The 17,307-nt window shown below is 66.5% G+C and carries 14 protein-coding genes; 7 read left to right on the plus strand and 7 right to left on the minus strand.

All coding sequences use genetic code 11. The features are described from left to right. The first annotated feature begins 23 nt into the window (after positions 1-23). A complete protein-coding gene (locus AC24R4_RS09975; RefSeq protein ID WP_487522875.1) occupies positions 24-962 on the plus strand; it encodes a LysR family transcriptional regulator in 939 nt (312 codons plus the stop codon). Here AC24R4_RS09975 and AC24R4_RS09980 read toward each other — a convergent pair. Beyond that, the gene (locus AC24R4_RS09980) at positions 924-1,445 is read right to left on the minus strand and encodes a LysR substrate-binding domain-containing protein (RefSeq protein ID WP_487522876.1); all 522 of its coding nucleotides are present in this window, start codon (positions 1,443-1,445) and stop codon (positions 924-926) included. The genes AC24R4_RS09975 and AC24R4_RS09980 overlap by 39 nt on opposite strands. Further along, positions 1,412-2,689, minus strand: coding sequence for a CocE/NonD family hydrolase (locus AC24R4_RS09985; RefSeq protein ID WP_487522877.1), 1,278 nt, complete (start codon positions 2,687-2,689; stop codon positions 1,412-1,414). Before AC24R4_RS09985 ends, AC24R4_RS09980 begins: the two co-directional genes overlap by 34 nt. Before the next feature lie 359 nt (positions 2,690-3,048). On the opposite strand from AC24R4_RS09985, the gene AC24R4_RS09990 reads away from it, so the two are divergent. Beyond that, positions 3,049-4,023, plus strand: coding sequence for a Bug family tripartite tricarboxylate transporter substrate binding protein (locus AC24R4_RS09990; RefSeq protein ID WP_487522878.1), 975 nt, complete (start codon positions 3,049-3,051; stop codon positions 4,021-4,023). 37 nt (positions 4,024-4,060) lie between these two features. Here AC24R4_RS09990 and aspT read toward each other — a convergent pair whose 3' ends face one another. Next, on the minus strand, positions 4,061-5,749 hold the full coding sequence (aspT, locus tag AC24R4_RS09995; RefSeq protein WP_400395612.1) for an aspartate-alanine antiporter: 1,689 nt from the start codon (positions 5,747-5,749) through the stop codon (positions 4,061-4,063). Between the two features lie 63 nt (positions 5,750-5,812). Next, the gene (locus AC24R4_RS10000) at positions 5,813-7,432 is read right to left on the minus strand and encodes a bifunctional aspartate transaminase/aspartate 4-decarboxylase (protein WP_487523005.1); all 1,620 of its coding nucleotides are present in this window, start codon (positions 7,430-7,432) and stop codon (positions 5,813-5,815) included. A gap of 518 nt (positions 7,433-7,950) precedes the next feature. On the opposite strand from AC24R4_RS10000, the gene AC24R4_RS10005 reads away from it, so the two are divergent. Continuing rightward, a complete protein-coding gene (locus AC24R4_RS10005; protein ID WP_249641125.1) occupies positions 7,951-8,184 on the plus strand; it encodes a hypothetical protein in 234 nt (77 codons plus the stop codon). A gap of 25 nt (positions 8,185-8,209) precedes the next feature. Here the strand turns inward: AC24R4_RS10005 and AC24R4_RS10010 are convergent, their stop codons facing one another. Then, positions 8,210-9,118 (minus strand): lysozyme inhibitor LprI family protein, encoded by a 909-nt coding sequence (locus tag AC24R4_RS10010; protein WP_487522879.1) that lies wholly within the window; start codon positions 9,116-9,118, stop codon positions 8,210-8,212. Between the two features lie 148 nt (positions 9,119-9,266). Here AC24R4_RS10010 and AC24R4_RS10015 point away from each other — a divergent pair, with 148 nt between their 5' ends. Then, positions 9,267-10,016: a hypothetical protein gene (locus tag AC24R4_RS10015; protein ID WP_487522880.1), complete on the plus strand. Its 750-nt coding sequence runs from the start codon at positions 9,267-9,269 to the stop codon at positions 10,014-10,016. Between the two features lie 155 nt (positions 10,017-10,171). Next, the gene (locus AC24R4_RS10020) at positions 10,172-11,899 is read left to right on the plus strand and encodes a cation:proton antiporter domain-containing protein (RefSeq protein ID WP_487522881.1); all 1,728 of its coding nucleotides are present in this window, start codon (positions 10,172-10,174) and stop codon (positions 11,897-11,899) included. 19 nt (positions 11,900-11,918) lie between these two features. On the opposite strand, the gene AC24R4_RS10025 is transcribed toward AC24R4_RS10020, so the two are convergent. Together AC24R4_RS10025 and pdxR are read right to left on the minus strand one after the other, a co-directional pair. After that, on the minus strand, positions 11,919-12,938 hold the full coding sequence (locus AC24R4_RS10025) for a hypothetical protein (RefSeq protein WP_487522882.1): 1,020 nt from the start codon (positions 12,936-12,938) through the stop codon (positions 11,919-11,921). A 98-nt stretch (positions 12,939-13,036) separates the two neighbouring features. Next, entirely contained in the window at positions 13,037-14,560 is a 1,524-nt protein-coding gene (pdxR, locus tag AC24R4_RS10030) for a MocR-like pyridoxine biosynthesis transcription factor PdxR (protein ID WP_487522883.1), read from the minus strand. A gap of 140 nt (positions 14,561-14,700) precedes the next feature. Here pdxR and AC24R4_RS10035 point away from each other — a divergent pair, with 140 nt between their 5' ends. Continuing rightward, entirely contained in the window at positions 14,701-15,966 is a 1,266-nt protein-coding gene (locus AC24R4_RS10035) for a 4-aminobutyrate--2-oxoglutarate transaminase (RefSeq protein ID WP_487522884.1), read from the plus strand. 301 nt (positions 15,967-16,267) lie between these two features. Further along, complete coding sequence (locus tag AC24R4_RS10040; RefSeq protein ID WP_487522885.1) at positions 16,268-17,245, plus strand: Bug family tripartite tricarboxylate transporter substrate binding protein; 978 nt, start codon at positions 16,268-16,270, stop codon at positions 17,243-17,245. The last annotated feature ends 62 nt before the right edge of the window (positions 17,246-17,307 follow it).

Raw genomic sequence — 17,307 nt, forward strand, 5'->3', positions numbered from 1 at the left:
GAACCTTGTATGAGTATTTGTTCATGTTGCAGTCTCCGGACACCGTGGCATGGGCGCGCCGGTTGCGGATGCGTCACCTTGAATCGTTCCTGGTGCTCCATGAGGCGGGGACGCTGACGCTGGCCGCCCAGCGGCTGCATATGACCCAGTCGGCCATGTCGCACTGGCTGGGCGAGATGGAGGATCTGGTCGGCACGAAGCTGGTGCTGCGCGGCAAGCAGATGAAGCTGACTGCCGCTGGCGAGGCCGTGCGCAAGCTGGCGCTGCGCGTGCTGGGCGAGGTGGGCCGGACCAATGCGGAACTGCTGTCGCTGGCTAAGGGAGACGTGGCGCGCCTGCACATCGGCAGCGTGACGGCCGGTATCGCCCATCTGATTCCGCGCGCGGTGCTGGCCTTCCAGGCGCGCCACGCCGATGTGTCGTTCCAGGTGACCGAAGGCGTGTTCAACGCGCTGCTGAGCGGGCTCGAGGAGCGCGAGTACGACCTGGTGGTCGGCTCGATCGACGTGCGCGCCTACGGGCAGCATCTGGAGCACGAGGTGCTGTTCGCCGACGATATCGCCATCGTGGTCGGACCTGGCCATCCGCTGGCCACGGCGCGCAGCGTCAGCTGGACCGACGTGTTCGGCTACCCGTGGCTGATGCCGCCACGCGACACGCTGATGCGGGTGCGGCTGGAAAACACCTTGCTGGAACGCGGCGGCGCCGGCATCAAGCCAAAGATCGAAACCGGGTCGATCGTGGTGCTGGAATCTGTGGTGTGCGGCAGCGACCATGTTGGCGTCTGCTCCGCGGCGATGGCGGCCCATCTGCAGCGCCGCGGCCTCGTCGCTATCCTGCCGTTGGCCGATGTGGGATCGTTCGGGCCGGTGGGCGCAGTGTGGCGCCGGGGCGGTGCCGACGAGATGCTGCTCGACTTTGTGTCACTGCTTCGCAGCGAGGCCCGGTTGCTGGGCCGATAATGCGTCGGCGCTGGCGCCTGTCAGGTTGCCCAGGGGGCTGACGCCTTGCCAGGTACCCGTGGCGATGGCGTCCAGGATGAGCTGCAGCAGCGCATCTTCCACCGTCTTGCAGGCCAGGCCAAGCCGCGCGGCGCCCGCCACGCACAGGAACACGCGGCGCACCAGCGACGAATCGGAGATCGGCACGCACGCGAACGCATGGGGCGGTTCGGTGGCCAGCGCGCTCCAGGGTAGGATCGTCCACCCCATGCCCGCGCTGACCGCCGACAGCAGCACCGACACCGCGCTGGTTTCGGCCACGAGCTTCAGTTCAAGCCCGGCGGCGACGAACGCGCGGTCTGTCAGCACCCGCACCGAATTGGGAAAGCTCGGCAGCAGCAGCGGCAGCGCGGCCATCTCGGCCAGCGTCAGCGCCGTGTCGCGCTGCGCCGAGGCAGGGCCCACGGCCATCAGGTCTTCGTCCAGCAACGGTACGAGATGCATGTTCGGACGGCCGACAGCGCGCCAGCGTCGGTCAGGTACAGCCGGGTGCTGACCGGGACGGGCGGCCAGACATCGGCCGCCTGCCACTGGTCGTCATGGATGCTGTGGAAATGCACGTGGGCTTCGCGTTCCAGGCCGGTGGGCAGGCCAAGCAGGTGATGGTCGAAGAAGCGCAGCACTTCGCCCAGCAAGGGGAAATCCGATGCGGCGCGCTCGCGCCAGGGCGACACGTTGGTGCGCGCACCGTGGTCCCACGGACCCAGCAGCAGGCGGCTGTCGTGCGACGGCAGCGAGAGGAAGCGCGTGATGGCGCCGTTGGCATAGCCGCCGCCGTCGTACCAGCCCGAGATCGAATACACGGCGACGTCAGGCGCGATGCCGTCCAGATAGCGGTAAGGGCTGCAACTGCCGGAATCGAGCGAGGGGTCGTGAAAGGCCGCGCCATCGCGGTAGGCGAATTCGGGCGCCAGGTCGGCCAGCGTGAAGTTGTTGCGGTGCTCGGCGACGGCGGCGGCCACCAGTGCGCCTTCGGTGTCCTCGTCGGTACGCTCGGGGCCTGCGAAGGTGGGATCGTTGAAGTAGGGGAAGCCAGCCACCAGGTCGCGACGGTCCTGGTCGAGCGCGAGCATCAGTTCGTCATAGGCTTCCACCCACACCTTGGACAGCATGCCGCCGGGGTACAGCTGTTCGCTGTAGATGTCGGACACCGAGAACAGCGGGGCAATGGCCTTCACTGCCGGGTGGCCGGTGCTGGCCAGGAAGCAGGCCGCCGCGCCCAGGTACGAGATGCCGGTGGCGCCGATCTTGCCGTTCGACCACGGCTGGCTGGCGATCCATTCGGCCACTTCGTAGTAGTCGTCGCGCTCGGTGGGCGACCGCAGCGCGTCGCGCGTGCCGAAGCTGGCGCCAGTGCCGCGCACATCGACCACGACCACCGCGTAGCCCTTGGGCACGAAGGCATCGCGGTACTTGGCGGCATTCGGGCTCGGCTCGGCACCCGCGCGGGAAAGCCTGAAACGTCGGTAGTACGGCGTGAAGATGACCACGGTGGGGAAGGCTTGCGGCGCGGCTGTGCCGGGCAACGGCTGCGGCAGGTAGACGTCGGCGGCCAGGCGGCAGCCGTCGCGCATGGGCAGATAGCAGGACGCTGGCCGGGCCGGTACGGAGAACGTGGACGGGCGGCTTGCCAGATAGGCGGACGGCGGCGTCAGCCACGCGTTGCCACGGGTATCGATGTCGGACATGACGGGTGTATTTGTGCGGAAGGGCCTGGAGAACGGCCCCATGGTACGGAGCCGTCCCGGGGTTGCGGAAAGACGAAATTCCGATCCGGTCATAGGTCGGCCCTATGGCCGGCCGCGTTGCGACGGCCCGATCCGCGGGAAAACCTGCGTGCCGCGCACAAGGCCGGTGCGCGCCGCGCCGATGCTGCGTTGCGATAGTGCGCATGGGCCCCATGGCTGGGCAGGCGCCTCAGGGTTTCCCCCGGGCATAGCTCCGGCCTATGTTGGCATCGACAATCCGTATTGGTCTCGGATCGCGCAGATCCCTACCATCGTCATGAAAATTTCGTGACTGGCTTCGATTCCATTGGAGAGTATTGATGTACCGACGTTTGATGGCTTGCGCGTTCATCGCCTCGGCGGTGTTGTGCCATGGCGCTGTGCAGGCGCAGGATGCGTATCCGGGCCGACCGATCCGGATGATCGTGCCGCAGTCGGCGGGCTCTGGCGGCGACGTGGTGGCAAGGCTGCTCGGTGACCGGCTGTCGCAAGACCTGGGGCAATCCATCGTCGTGGACAACCGTCCCGGCGCGAACGGCATCGTGGCAATGAGCACCGTGGCCAAGGCGGCACCGGATGGCTACACGGTACTGCTGACGGGCGTATCGCAGATCAGCTTCAACCCGCACCTGTACGCGTCGCTGCCGTACAACCCGCAGAAGGACTACACGTTCATCTCGCCTGTGGTCGATACGCCGTTCGTGATCGTGGCCAGCAAGGCCAGCGGCATCACGTCGATGCAGAGCTTCATCGACAAGGCGAAGCACAAGCCGGGCGGCCTGACGTTCAGCAGCGCAGGCGTGGGCAATTCGACGCACCTGGCCATGGAAGTCGTGGCGGACAAGCTGGGCCTCAAAATGACTCACGTGGCCTACAAGGGCTCCGGCCCGGCGCTGACCGGCGTGGTGGCGGGCGAGGTGGACGCGATGGTGAGCGTGCTGGGTGCCGCGTTGCCGCAGGTAACGGGGGGTACGGTGGTGCCGGTGGCCATTGTCGGGCCGCAGCGCGTGAAAGAACTGCCCAACGTGCCGACGCTCAAGGAGGCCGGCATCGACGTGCCGCTGATGCCTAGCTGGTACGCGCTGGTGGGGCCGGCCGGTCTGGATCCGAAGATCGTGGCACGGCTCAACGGCGCCGTGCAGGCGGCGCTGGCCGACCCGCAGATCAAGGCCAGGCTGGCATCGCTCTACCTGTTCCCGGTAGTGGGCAGTGCCGATGCGATCAAGCAGCGTGCCTCGTCGGAGTCGAAGGTCTGGGGCGACTTCATCCGCAAGCGCGGTATCCAGGCGTCGTGAAGGCCGCCTGCTGGCATGCGGCAGGATGGCCGGTTCATCAGGACAGGATCATGATGATCACCATCCCCCAGATGGTCAGCAGTGTGTTGCCTACCGCGTACGTGACGGTGTAGCCCAGTCCGGGCACCTGGCTCTTGGCCGCTTCGCACACCATCCCCAGCGCCGCCGTGGTGGTTCGCGCACCGGCGCAGATGCCCAGGATCAGGGCCGGGTGAAAGCGGAACACGAACTTTGCCAGGAACATGCCGATGATCAGCGGCACGGCGGTGGCAAAGATGCCCCACAGGAACAGGCTCACGCCGAGCTTCTGCAGCCCGGCGATAAAGCCCGGCCCGGCCGAGATGCCGACCACGGCGATAAAGACGTTCAGGCCGACCGAGTTCATGAACCATAGCGTCGGCTCGGGAATGCGCCCGAACGTGGGATGGATGGCGCGAAACCAGCCGAAGATGATGCCGGCGATCAGCGAACCGCCCGCCGTGGAAATCGTCAATGGAATGCCGGCCACATGGATCACGATGGCACCGATCAGCGCGCCGACCGTGATGGCCAGCGAGACGAAGGCGACGTCGGTGACCGTGGTGGGGCGATCCACATAGCCCAGCTGCTTGGCCGTGGCGTTGATGTCCTGCGTGCGGCCCACCAGCGTGATCACGTCGCCGCGATACAGCTGGGTCTTGGGCAGCACCGGAATCACGGTCTCGGTCGGGCCGCGCTTGATCTTCTTGAGGAACACCCCGCGCGCGCCGGGCCAGCGCGCCAGTTCCTGCAGCGGCTTGCCGTCGACTTCCTTGTTGGTGATGTAGATGTCGACGCCTTCGGTGTGGATGTTGAGCAGCTCCGCATCCTCCACTTCGCGGCCGCTGGGGCCCAGCCGCGCAATCAGCTGGTCGCGCTTGCCGCCAATGGCCACCACGTCGCCCCCTTCGATCAGCGTGTGCTGGTCTACCTCGATGATCTTCCCGCCGCGCCGGATACGTTCGATGAAGGCGCGCACACCGTCGTGCGTGCCGGCTTCGAGATCGCCCACAGACCGGCCGATGAACGGGCTGTCGGGCGCCACGGCGTAGGCGCGCACCTCGAACTCGTGCCATTCGGTGCCAGCGCCGCCGGCCGACCCGGCCCCCAGCATCTGCTCGTACTCCTTGCAGGCGGCCACCAGATCGATGCCCAGCAGTCTGGGCCCGATCTGCGCCAGGATGATGGCCGATCCCACGGTGCCGAAGATGTACGTGACCGCATAGGCAATCGGCATGCCGTCCAGCAGCATCTTGGTTTCTTCCGGGGGGCGCCCGAGCCGGTTGATGGCGTCGGTGGCAAGGCCCATCGACGCCGAGATGGTCTGCGATCCGGCGAACAGCCCGGCCGCCGAGCCAAGGTCGTACCCGGCGACCATGGCGGCCACCACGGATGCACCGAGCGACAACACCGCCAGGATGGCCGCGAAGATCGCCTGCGGCACCCCATCCTTGGCGATGCCGCGCACGAACTGCGGACCCACCCCGTAGCCCACCGCGAACAGGAACATCAGGAAGAAGACCGATTTCACGTTCGCGGAGATCTTGACGCCGAGAATGCCGATGACGATGGCGACCAGCAGCGTCGATGTCACGGCCCCAAGGCTGAACCCCTTGAAGCTCTTTCCGCCCACCCAGTAGCCAATACCGAGCGCCAGGAAGATGGCGATCTCCGGATAGGCCTTGAGCGTATCAACGAACCACGTCATGGTGATGCCTCCTTGTCGGACCTCGGCGTTTGCGGCGAGACTGGCTGGGCGTGGCGACCGCGCCTACTTCTTCTTCGAGCCGTTCTCCTTGCCGCCGCCGTTCTCGCGATAGCGCTCCAGATATTCATCGCGCAGCTTGCGCACCGAGCGGCCAATCTTGACGTAGTCCTCTTCGTTGAGGTTGGCCAGCGACACGCGGCCGGACGGATGCCGGGTGCCAAAGCCGCCGCCGGGCAGCAGCACCACGCCGGCCTCTTCGGCCAGCCTGAACAGCAGTTCGTGCGGCTGGATCGATTCGAGCAGCCACTTGACGAACTCCGGCCCCACCTCGCGGCTCATCTGTTCGACGTCGAGCAGGGTGTAGTAGTCCACGACGTTCTCGTCCACCTCGCCCAGCGGCGTCCCCATGCCGCGGTACAGCGCGGCCTTGCGGCTCCGGATCAGTCGCTTCATGGCCTTCTTGTAGCTTTCGTCGGTGTCCATGAGCGAGAACAGCGAGAACAGCACCATCTGCACCTGCTGGGGCGTGGAGAGGCCCGCCGTGTGATTGAGCGCGACGGTGCGGCTGTCGGCCACGATGCGGTCGATGAACTGCAGCTTCTCGGGTTCGGTGGTGATCGACGCGTAGCGCTTGTTCAGGCCGGCGCGCTCGTCCTTGGGCAGGTCGGCCAGCTTTTCGTCGAACAGGTTCGACTTGTGCGTGGCAATCACGCCCAGCCGCCATCCCGTGGCCCCGAAATACTTCGAGTACGAATAGACCAGGATGGTGTTGCGCGGGCACATGGCGAACAGCGACACGAAGTTGTCGGCGAACGTGCCATAGACATCGTCGGTCAGGATGATCAGGTCCGGACGCTCCTTGACGATCTCGGCGATGTATTGCAGGCTCTCGTCGCTAACCTTGACCGATGGCGGATTGCTCGGGTTGACCAGGAAGAATGCCTTGACCTTCGGGTCACGCAGCTTGTCGAGTTCCTTTTTCGGGTATTGCCAGCCATCGGCCGGATCGGCGTCGATCGACAATTCGGTCAGGTGGTATTCGGCCAGTTCGGGAATTTCGATATAGGGCGTAAAGATCGGCATGCCCAGCGCAATCGTGTCGCCGGCCTTGAGCAGGTGATTGACGCGCATGGAATTGAACAGATAGGTCATGGCGGCCGTTCCGCCTTCGACGGCATAAAGATCGAAATCCCCCAGGAACGGGTGCTTGCCGATCATTTCCCGGCGAATGTATTGCTTGACGATCTTTTCCGACAACCTGAGCATGCGGTCGGGCACCGGGTAGTTGCAGGCCAGGATGCCTTCGCACATCTCGTACAGGAAATCGCCGCCGTCCAGCCCGAGCTGGTCGCGCACATAGGACACGGCGCCGGCCAGGAAGCGCACGCCCGGCACGTCGCGATGCTCGCGGGCAAAGAGGTCGAAGCGTTCCTCGATGCCGGCGCGGCGCGGAAAGCCGCCCACGCCTTCGGTCAGATACGAGAACGACCGCTCGGATTCGCGCATGGCGAACAGCCCCAGCTGCCAGAAGCCATGACGCGGCACGGTAGCCAGGAAGTTGGGGTTGCCGCGCCCGGCATTGAGCATGAGCCGGTTGGACACGCTGCCGGCTAATTTGATCAGTTCGTCCTTCAGCTCGAATGGCGAAAGGCTGGCCAGCTTGGAGGTATCCCGCTTGCTCATCATGTATCTCCGGTTTTGATCCAATGTTGCAGCGCGAAAGCGGCCACTCGGGCAGGCCATAATCGCGGGCTGCGTGACGAATGGGCACTCTGGTGAATCGGCAAAGTCGATCCCCGGTGCCACGCACTAATCCCAGATACACAACGTAGTCTGCCCAGCGTTGGTGCTCAATTGGGCCAAAGGGCTACTGGAAGGGATTTACGGGCCATTTGGGGGGCCGGATTAGGCCAAGGTCCAATGGAAAAACGGGCGCCGGCTGCCAAATTCCTTGAATGACGGCATGCGGGTCGTGCTGTGCCCGCTGGAGCAACGCCAGGGCGATGTCAGGGGAGATTCACGGGTTCGACGCGGCACGCGGGCTGGAACGGATCTGGCCCGAGGCGCTGCACGCATGGCGCAAGCCCTGGCCTGCTGCGCAACGATTTTTCATGTCCGACGAGGCAACTGTGATGGCCACTGTGATGCGTAACGGAATCTGTCAGGCGAAAGGGCGGGGCAGGCGCCATGCGAAGGCCTGCGTGCTGGCATGGCTGGCGCTGGTGGTTGCGCTGCCTGCCGCGCCAGCGTGGGCCACCGAGCAGGCCCAGCAACGGCGCCAGGGCCGCGACGTGCGACAGGACACGCGTCAGGGCGCGCGCGAAACCAAGCAGGATTGTCGGGCGGCCGACCAGAAGAGCAATTCGGCATGCCGGCAGGACAAGCGGCAGACCAAGCAGGGCGGCCGGGAGGCGGCGCGCGATATCAAGTACTAGGCGGGGCGGGGGGCGCCCCGCGCCATCAGGCTCGCTTCAGCACATCGATCCGGTTCCGATAGGCGCGCTGCAGGCAGGCCTTGTCGCTGCAGCGGTTGCGCTCGTCGCGCAGCCACGTTCGCTGGTCGTCGCGGACGCGCGTCTTGTTGGCCGCGGACGCGAGCTTGCGGCCATACAGGTCGGCCAGTTCCTTGTCGGCCCGCGCCAGATCGGTATCGCCGCATACCAGTTGGGATGCCATCGAGGTGAGCCGGCTGCAGTCGAAACTGCGCGTCAAGGCCGCGTGGGTGTCGTTCCGCTTTTCGATGGGCCCCGGTTTGCAGAGCCCTTGCAGCGACCGGCACACGGCGTTGCGGCCAACCCAGGCCATCTCGTGCGCGCCGTGGTCCGCCACGAAGCGGTTGATGGCGGCATGGGTCACGCCTCGCTGCATGGCGTTTGCCGCGACGATCTCGTTACACAGGGAGTCCGACAGCAGGGCGGCGCCCTGGCGCTTGTAGCAGCTGTGGAACCCCAGCAGTCCGGAACCCAGGATGCTGCGCCGCTCTCCGGACGCAAAAACGATCGACGCACAGGCCGACGCACACCGGGCACCGTCCGGCACCGCGGTGTAGACGCGCACCTTGTCCATCGCGTCCACCAGCCGGAAGGCCGCCTCCACGTTGCCGCCGGGGCTGTCCAGGATCAGCGTGACCAGGCCTTCGTCGTCGCGGTCGGCGATGCGGGCCACGGCCCGGAACTTGTCGGCGTCACCGTCGTCGATGCGGCCTTGGCCAATGATCATCCGCCGGTTCAGTTCGGGCTGGTGGTAGATGCGGAAGTCCATGGCCGGGGCGTTGGCGGAAAACAGGCCGCCCAGCAGCAGCAATCCCCGCAGCGCGTGCAGGAACGGCGCAAGCCCGGCTGGTCCGGCATGACTCTCGGCAGATCGCATCGCGCGCCCTCGCTTTTCCCGCAAATATGCAAAAATGTCACGGATCAACCGATACATAGTGTCGCCCGGGGCACACATCAGAGAAGTGGGCGTCTTCAAATTCTTTCGCAAGGCCAGACGCGCGCCGGCTGAAGTCAGGCCGGCGCCAATGGCCGCGCCGCCTGCGCTGTATGTTCAGGATACAACCAGTTCCTACGAGCGCGTCTTCAATCGCGTGATGGAGAGCGTGGTCGGCATCTCCCGTGCCGACGCCGCCGAGATTCTTGCCATCGTCAAGCGCAGCGGGTCAGACGGCCTGAACATGGCCGGCTATTTCGAGCAGGTCTATTCGGGGTATTTCAGGGGCCGGGACTGGACCTGGACCGAGTACGACGACTGGGCGGCCATTTTCGCCGAGATGGGCGCGTTCCCATCGCACTGGACCGACATCGACCAGCCGCAGAAGGCGAAGACCCGCACCGAGGAACTGCTTGGCCAGCGTCTGCCGGATATCCGGGCGTTCCTCGATGCCCAGGGCGTCGCGTACTCGCCGCGCACCGGCAAGGTGCAACTGGTTGCGCTCGCCGAGCACACGGCGGGTCTCGAAGACTCCGCGCTGTGGCAGGCGGTGCTGGCAAGGCGCCGCCACGATGCGGCACTGGCGGCCGAGCGCCGGCCCCGGCTGCTCTATGACCTGCTGATGCGAACGATCGCCTACCGGGCCAAAAGCGAGCGCGATGTGGAACGCGCCAAGGCTGCCGGCGTCAAACGGTTCGACCTGATGCTTGCGATCGAGGCGGACCGGCCGTTCGTGGAGGTGGCGCGCAAGAGGAGCCCCTCGGCGGTGCCGCCTTTCTATCCCAACGACTTCACGTTGTTGCGGCCGATCATCGAGAACCCGGAATCCGGCGCCCGGTAGCCGGGGCGCATCGATGCCACGGCCGGGCGGCAGACTCGCCGTGCCGCGCGGGCCGGGTCATGCCTGTCAGGAAAACGTTCGCGATGCGATGCCAGCATGGCAGTTACAATTCGTGAACGCCCCTTTGCCGCTTGACCTCCCGGACGCCCCTGCCCATGGATCACAACCTGACCCTCATCACCACGCTTGCCGCAGGCTTTGGTATTGCGCTTGTGCTCGGATTCCTCGCGGAGCGCATGAAGATACCGGCGCTGGTTGGCTATCTCGTGTCGGGCATCATCATTGGTCCCGGCACGCCCGGCTTTGTCGCGGATGTCCACCTGGCCGCCCAGCTTTCCGAGATTGGCGTGATGCTGCTGATGTTCGGCGTGGGCCTGCATTTTTCGTTGAGCGACCTGCTGGCCGTCAAGCGGATCGCCATACCGGGCGCCGTGGTTCAGATGGGGATTGCCACGCTGCTGGGCATGGCCATCGGATGGGGCTGGGGCTGGCATTGGGGCACCGGGCTGATCTTCGGGCTGTCGCTGTCGTGCGCCAGTACGGTGGTGCTGCTCAAGGCGCTGGAAAGCCGGGGGGTGCTGGAAACCATGAATGGCCGCATCGCGGTCGGCTGGCTGGTGGTCGAGGATCTGGCAACGGTGCTGGTGCTGGTGTTGCTGCCGCCGCTGGCGGGGCTGCTGGGCGGGACGGTGAACGCCGACGCGCAGGCCTCGCAGTCGATTGGCATGACGGTGTTCCAGACGCTGCTGCAGGTGGTGGCCTTTATCGCGCTGATGCTGATCGCGGGGCGTCGGGTGTTGCCATGGCTGCTGTGGCAGGTGGCCAAGACCGGCTCGCGCGAGCTGTTCACGCTGGCGGTGGTGGCCGTGGCGATCGGCATCGCGTTCGGCGCGGCCGAGATCTTCAGCGTGTCGTTCGCGCTTGGCGCGTTCTTTGCCGGCATGGTGATGCGCGAATCGCAGTTCAGTCACCGCGCGGCCGAAGAATCGCTGCCGCTGCGCGATGCGTTCTCGGTGCTGTTCTTCGTTTCGGTCGGCATGCTGTTCAAGCCCGAGATCCTGGTGGAGCAGCCGCTGCACGTGCTGGCCGTGGTGGCCGTCATCGTGGTGGGCAAGTCGCTGGCCGCGTTCGCGCTGGTGCTGGCGTTCCGCTACCCGCTCAATACGGCGCTGACGGTGTCCGCCAGCCTGGCCCAGATTGGCGAATTCTCGTTCATCCTGGCGGGGCTTGGTGTGACGCTCGGCCTGCTGCCGGAAGAAGGCATGAGCCTGATCCTGGCGGGCGCGCTGATCTCCATCGCCCTGAATCCGCTGCTGTTTGCGGCGCTGGAGCCCGTGCGGCGCTGGATTCTGGCGCGTTCGGCGATGGCCCGCAACCTGGAGCAGCGCGGCGACCCGTATGCCGAACTGCCGGTCACGACCGAACGCAAGTATCTGCAGGGCCAGGTGGTGCTGGTCGGCTATGGCCGCGTGGGTCGCCGGATTGCCAGGGCGATGCAGGAGCGCGGCATCCCGTTCGTGATTGCCGACGAGAACCGCGAGCTGGTGGAGAGCCTGCGCAAGGCCGGCCTTGCGGCGGTGTCGGGCAATGCGGCCGACCCGGCCGTGCTGATCCAGGCGCATATCGCCCATGCAGCCATGCTGGTGGTTGCCGTGCCGGAACCGTTGTACGTACGGCAGATGGTGGAGACCGCCCGCACGCTCAATCCGCATGTCGAGGTGGTGCTGCGCACCCACAGCGAGGACGAGTCGAAGCTGCTGCGCAAGGAAGGGCTGGGCACCGTGTTCTACGGCGAGGAAGAGCTGGCCAAGGGCATGTCCGGCCATGTGCTCGGGCGTTTCGTACCCGAGCGCGTGAATGGCGCCAGCGCCGTGGCCCTGTAGCGGGCAGGCGCCTGTACCCTCAAAGGTAGCGTTCCGCCTCGTCGAGCAGTGCGCGGGGCGACACCATGTCGCCACGTGCGAAGCTGACCAGCGTGAATGCGCGCACCAGCGGCGGATCGCCCGGCACGTGGGCGGTCAGCAGGTCGAGGTCGCTGGCCGGCGTCGTGCTGTCCGGCGCCAGCAGCACATTCGTCGCGCTCAGGCGCAGCGGCCGATGCGCGATGGAAAACCGGGCTGGCGCGTCGGCAAGCGTTTCGTTCAGGCATTCGAGCTGCCGTTCCAGCGTGCCCGGTGTCGCGCTCAGCTGGGAGAGTGCCTGTTCGTTGCTGGCGATCTGTTCGCGCAGCGACGCGGCCTCGGCGGCGCTGACCGGCGCATCGCCGCCCACCACCGACCGCATGCCTGTGCCCTGGCGCTCGAACAGGTGCAGGCGCGCCAGCAGCAAGGTCTGCTCGCGATCGAGTTCGTCGCGCCGCGACTTGCCCGCGGTGAATCGGGCCACTGACTCCAGAGCCAACTGGTCGAACATCCGGCGCACGATCTCGTCGCGCAAGGCCGCGTCCGAATCGGCGATGATCGTGATCCGGTGCTCGCTGAAGCTGATGTTGGTTTGCGGCACGTCGGATCGCATCACATCGCCTTCCAGCGCCACCCCCAGCGTGCGTCGCTCGGTCATGGTCATGCCAAGCACGGCGGTGGCCGTCTGCGTTGCTGGCGATGTGCCGAAAAATTCCCGCAGTTCGGGCGAGCGGCTGAACGTCAGCGCCACATCGTGCGGCGTGCCGAAGAAGGCGTGGATATAGGGATCGATGCCCCATGCATGGTCGCTGGCTTCGCGCGGTGCGGGAACGTCGTGCACCAGCGTGCGTACGTGCATCAGCGCCTGGGCCAGGGCCGGCCGCAACTGCCGCTCATAGTGCGATATCAGCCGCAGGCGGGGATTGAGCCGGGTGACGCGCTCCGCGAGTTCGGCAATCGCGTGCTTGTCGTGTTCGTCCGCGTGCGTGGTTCGCTCGCGCATCCATCCGATCAGACCCATCGTTCCGCTCCCGGCCAGTGTCCGCGTTGTCCAGAGGGCGGAGGGCATCCGCCACGGTCGCTGCTACTGGATTGTAGGCAATCGCCGTGGCGGGCGACTTACTGCCCGGCTTGCGTCGCCGTCAGCCGGTGCCGGGCCGGCAGGCAGCCCAGCAGCACGTCGAACGCCGGGCCGATATGTTCCTCGGGCACGCAGGCGTAGCCGAGCAGCAGGCCCTTCTGGACCGTCTGCCCCAGGTAGTAGCGCGACAACGGACGGACGATGATGCCGCGCTCGCGCGCCGTGGCGGCGATGGCCACGTCGTCGGCGTCGTCGGGCAGCCGCAGTACCAGGTGCAACCCCGCGTTGCTGCCCTGGCGGTTCAGCGCGGCGGGGCCCAGGTGACGCTCGATCAGGTCGGCCAGCATCGCACGGCGCCGGGCGTAGAGCGGGCGCATGCGGCGGATGTGGGCGGCATAGTCGCCAGCCTGCATGAATTCCGCCACCGTGGCCTGCGTCATGAGGTGGCCGGCGCGGTACAGATCGGCGTGCGCGGTCTGGAACGACGCGGCCAGGGCGCGCGGCAATACCAGATAGCCCATGCGCAGCCCCGGATACAAGGTCTTGCTGAAGGTGCCGATGTAGATCACCGGGGCATCTGGCTCCATCCCCTGCAGTGACGGGATGGGCTGCCCCGAGAAGCGGAATTCGCTGTCGTAGTCGTCCTCGACGATCCAGCTGCCGTGCTGGCGCGCGAATTCCAGCAGCGCGCGACGGCGCTTCAGGCTCATGACCGCGCCCATCGGGTACTGGTGGGACGGTGTCACGAAGACAAAGCGGGGCGGGGGCGCGCCGGCCGTCGTATCGGCGTCGGGCAGCGTCAGCCCGTCGTCGTCCACGGGCATTGGCACCATGCCGATGTCGCACACCTGCAGCACGCTGCGAATGCCCCAGTAGCCGGGTTCTTCCACCCACGCCTGGTCGCCGGGCGACCCGAGCAGGCGCACGACGAGATCGATGGCCTGGTGGATGCCCTCGGTAATCAGCACCTGCCCGGCGTCGCAGCGCACCGAGCGCGCCACGCGCAGGTGCGTTGCCACCGCTTCGCGCAAGGCCGGCAATCCGCCGCCGTGGCTGTAGCTGAGCCATTCCGGCTGGGGATTGCGCCACAGCCGCGCCGAAATCTGGGCATAGCGCCGGTGCGGAAACCTGCGCAGATCCGGCACGCCGGGCATGAACGCCCCCCACTGCGTGGGCGATGCCGAGGCGTTGTCGATCAGCCGCCGGCCCCGGGAGGAGAGCCCCGGCATCTCGCGCGGTCCCGCTTCCGGCACCGTGGCGGCCGTGGCGTTCAGGTAGGTCTCGGGCGCCGTATCGGCCACAAACGTGCCGCTGCCCGTGCGGGCCCGCAAATAGCCTTCGGCCAGCAGCTGCTCGTACGCATACATCACCGTGTTGCGCGACAGGCCCAGCTCTGCCGCCAGGTCGCGCTGCGGCGGCAACCGGGTGGCCGGCGCCAGGCTGCCATCGAGGATGGCGCCGCGGATGCACGCATACAGGCCCCGGTTCAGGGGCTTGCCAAAGGCCGCCAGGCCATCGGGCCCCAGGCGCTGGAGCAGCAGGTCACCGCAGATCGATTTCAATTGGCACCATTGAATTTATGAAAATGGCGCTGGATTGTAGGGCCAAATGTGATTGAAATGTGCGGAATCGCTGCGCAGTGCTGGACGGATATCCGGCGCGGCCGCTGCCGGCGCCGACCTGCCCCCTTCGCATTCCGACCATGAAAAACATCGAACTGAATCAACGCCGCAGCCTTGCCACGCCCCGCGGCGTGGGCGTGATGTGCGACTTCTATGCCGAGCGCGCCGAGAATGCGACGCTGTGGGACGTGGAAGGCCGCGCCTATACGGACTTCGCCGCCGGCATTGCCGTGCTGAACACGGGGCACCGGCATCCGCGCGTGATGCAGGCCGTGGCCGCCCAGCTGGAGCGTTTCACCCATACCGCATACCAGGTCGTGCCGTACCAGAGCTACGTGTCGCTGGCCGAACGCATCAACGCGCTGGTGCCGATCGCCGGCCTCAACAAGACCGCGCTGTTCACGACCGGCGCGGAAGCGGTGGAAAACGCGATCAAGATCGCGCGTGCCCATACGGGCCGTCCGGGCGTCATCGCATTCGCTGGCGGCTTCCACGGCCGCACGCTGCTGGGCATGGCGCTGACCGGCAAGGTGGTGCCGTACAAGGTGGGCTTCGGACCGTTCCCCTCGGACATCTATCACGCGCCGTTTCCCGGCGCGCTGAACGGCGTGAGCACGGAACAGGCGCTGCAGGCGCTGGACATGCTGTTCAAGACCGATATCGATCCGCAACGCGTGGCCGCCATCATCGTGGAGCCGGTGCAGGGCGAAGGCGGCTTCCAGCCGGCGCCTGCCGATTTCATGCGAGGCCTGCGCGCCGTCTGCGATCGCCACGGCATCGTGATGATCGCCGACGAGGTACAGACCGGCTTCGGGCGTACCGGCAAGCTGTTTGCCATGTCGCACCACGACGTGCAGCCGGACCTGATCACGATGGCCAAGAGCCTGGCCGGCGGCATGCCGCTGTCGGCCGTATGTGGCCGCGCGCAGATCATGGACGCGCCGCTGCCTGGCGGGCTCGGTGGCACGTATGCGGGCAATCCGCTGGCCGTGGCCGCCGCCCACGCCGTGATCGACACCATCGCCGACGAGCAGCTGTGCGAGCGCGCCGCGCAACTGGGCGCGCAACTGCAGGTCCATCTCGAAGCCTTGCGTGCGCAGTGCCCGGCGATGGCCGAAGTGCGCGGCCTGGGTTCGATGATCGCTGCCGAGTTCGTCGATCCGGCCACCGGCGCGCCCAGCGCGGAGCATGCGAAGCGTGTGCAGACGCGTGCGATGGAAGCGGGCCTGATCCTGCTGACCTGCGGCACCTACGGCAACGTCATCCGCTTCCTGTATCCGCTGACGATTCCGCAGGCGCAGTTCGACGCGGCGCTGGCCGTGCTGGCCAGGGCGCTGGTCGACTGAAGCCACTGGCGCAGGCCACAGGGCGTGGGCCTGCGGCAAGACGCGGCAAGCACCATCCAGAGAGAGCGCCGGGCACACCAATAGTGCCTTGGCACCAGGGAGACAACACCAGCCTGCGGGCGCACCGGCAAGACTGACCAAACCGGTGCGCCAGATACGCAAACTTCATCGATCTGAAGGGGGCGGACGGGGCTCGTGTCAACGACGCGGCGATGCCAGTGGCACGCAAATTGCGGACGGAATGGTGGCATCCGGCGTGTTCGCGCGGATGACCATCGTTCGATTCAATGAGGGTACAGACATGCGTTTCTCTTCTTTCCGAGCATTACTTTCCTTCGGCCTGATCGCCGCGTCGTCGTTGGCGCTGGCGCAAGGCGCGCGCGACTGGCCCACGCAGCCGGTGCGCATCGTGGTGCCGTTCCAGGCCGGCTCGGCCACCGACCTGATCACGCGGCAACTGGGCGCCGGCCTGGCCAGGGAGTACGGCCAGAGCTTCGTGGTGGAAAACCGGCCGGGCGCGGCGGCCATGATCGGCAGCGAAGTCGCGGCGCGTGCGTCGGGCGACGGCTATACGCTGCTGATGTCGGGGCCGGCGTCGATGGTGACCAACCGCTTCCTGTACAAGAAGCTGAGCTACGACCCGGACGCGTTCGAGAAGGTTGCCGTGGTGGCGATCACCCCGAACATCCTGCTGTCGAATCCGTCGCTGCCGTTCAAGACGCTGCCCGAGATGGTCGCCTATGCGAAGGCCAATCCGGGCAAGCTCTCGTACGCATCGTTCGGCACCGGCACGACGTCGCATATTGCCGGTGAAATGCTCAAGGCCGTTGCCGGCATCGACATCGTCCACGTGCCGTACAAGGGGGCGGGCGAGGCGATTCCGGCGCTGTTGTCGGGCCAAGTGTCGATGTACTTCGACACCATCATGACCGGCTTGCCCTACGTGAAGGCGGGCAAGCTGCGCGCGCTGGGCATGTCCACGGCAAAGCGTTCGCCGCAGGCGCCCGAAATCCCGACCATTGCCGAGCAGGGCTACGCAGGCTTCGATATCGCGCCCTGGTATGGCATCGTGGCCCCCAAGGGCACGCCGGCCGATGTGGTGGTCAAGCTCAACACGTCGATCAACAAGCTGCTGGCCACGCCCGACTTCCGCGAAAAGCTGGCCGCGACCGGCGCCGAGCCGCGTGGCGGCAGTGTCAACGACTTCACGGCGATGATCAACGCGGAGATCCCGCGCACGGAGAAGCTCGTGAAGCAGTCCGGCGTCGCCCTGCAGTAACGCTGCCGCAGCAACCGTCGTGGCGCCGCCTGCCGGCGCGCCATGTCCTGACTTTCTTACCT

This window comes from Cupriavidus sp. CER-90 (assembly GCF_057652055.1).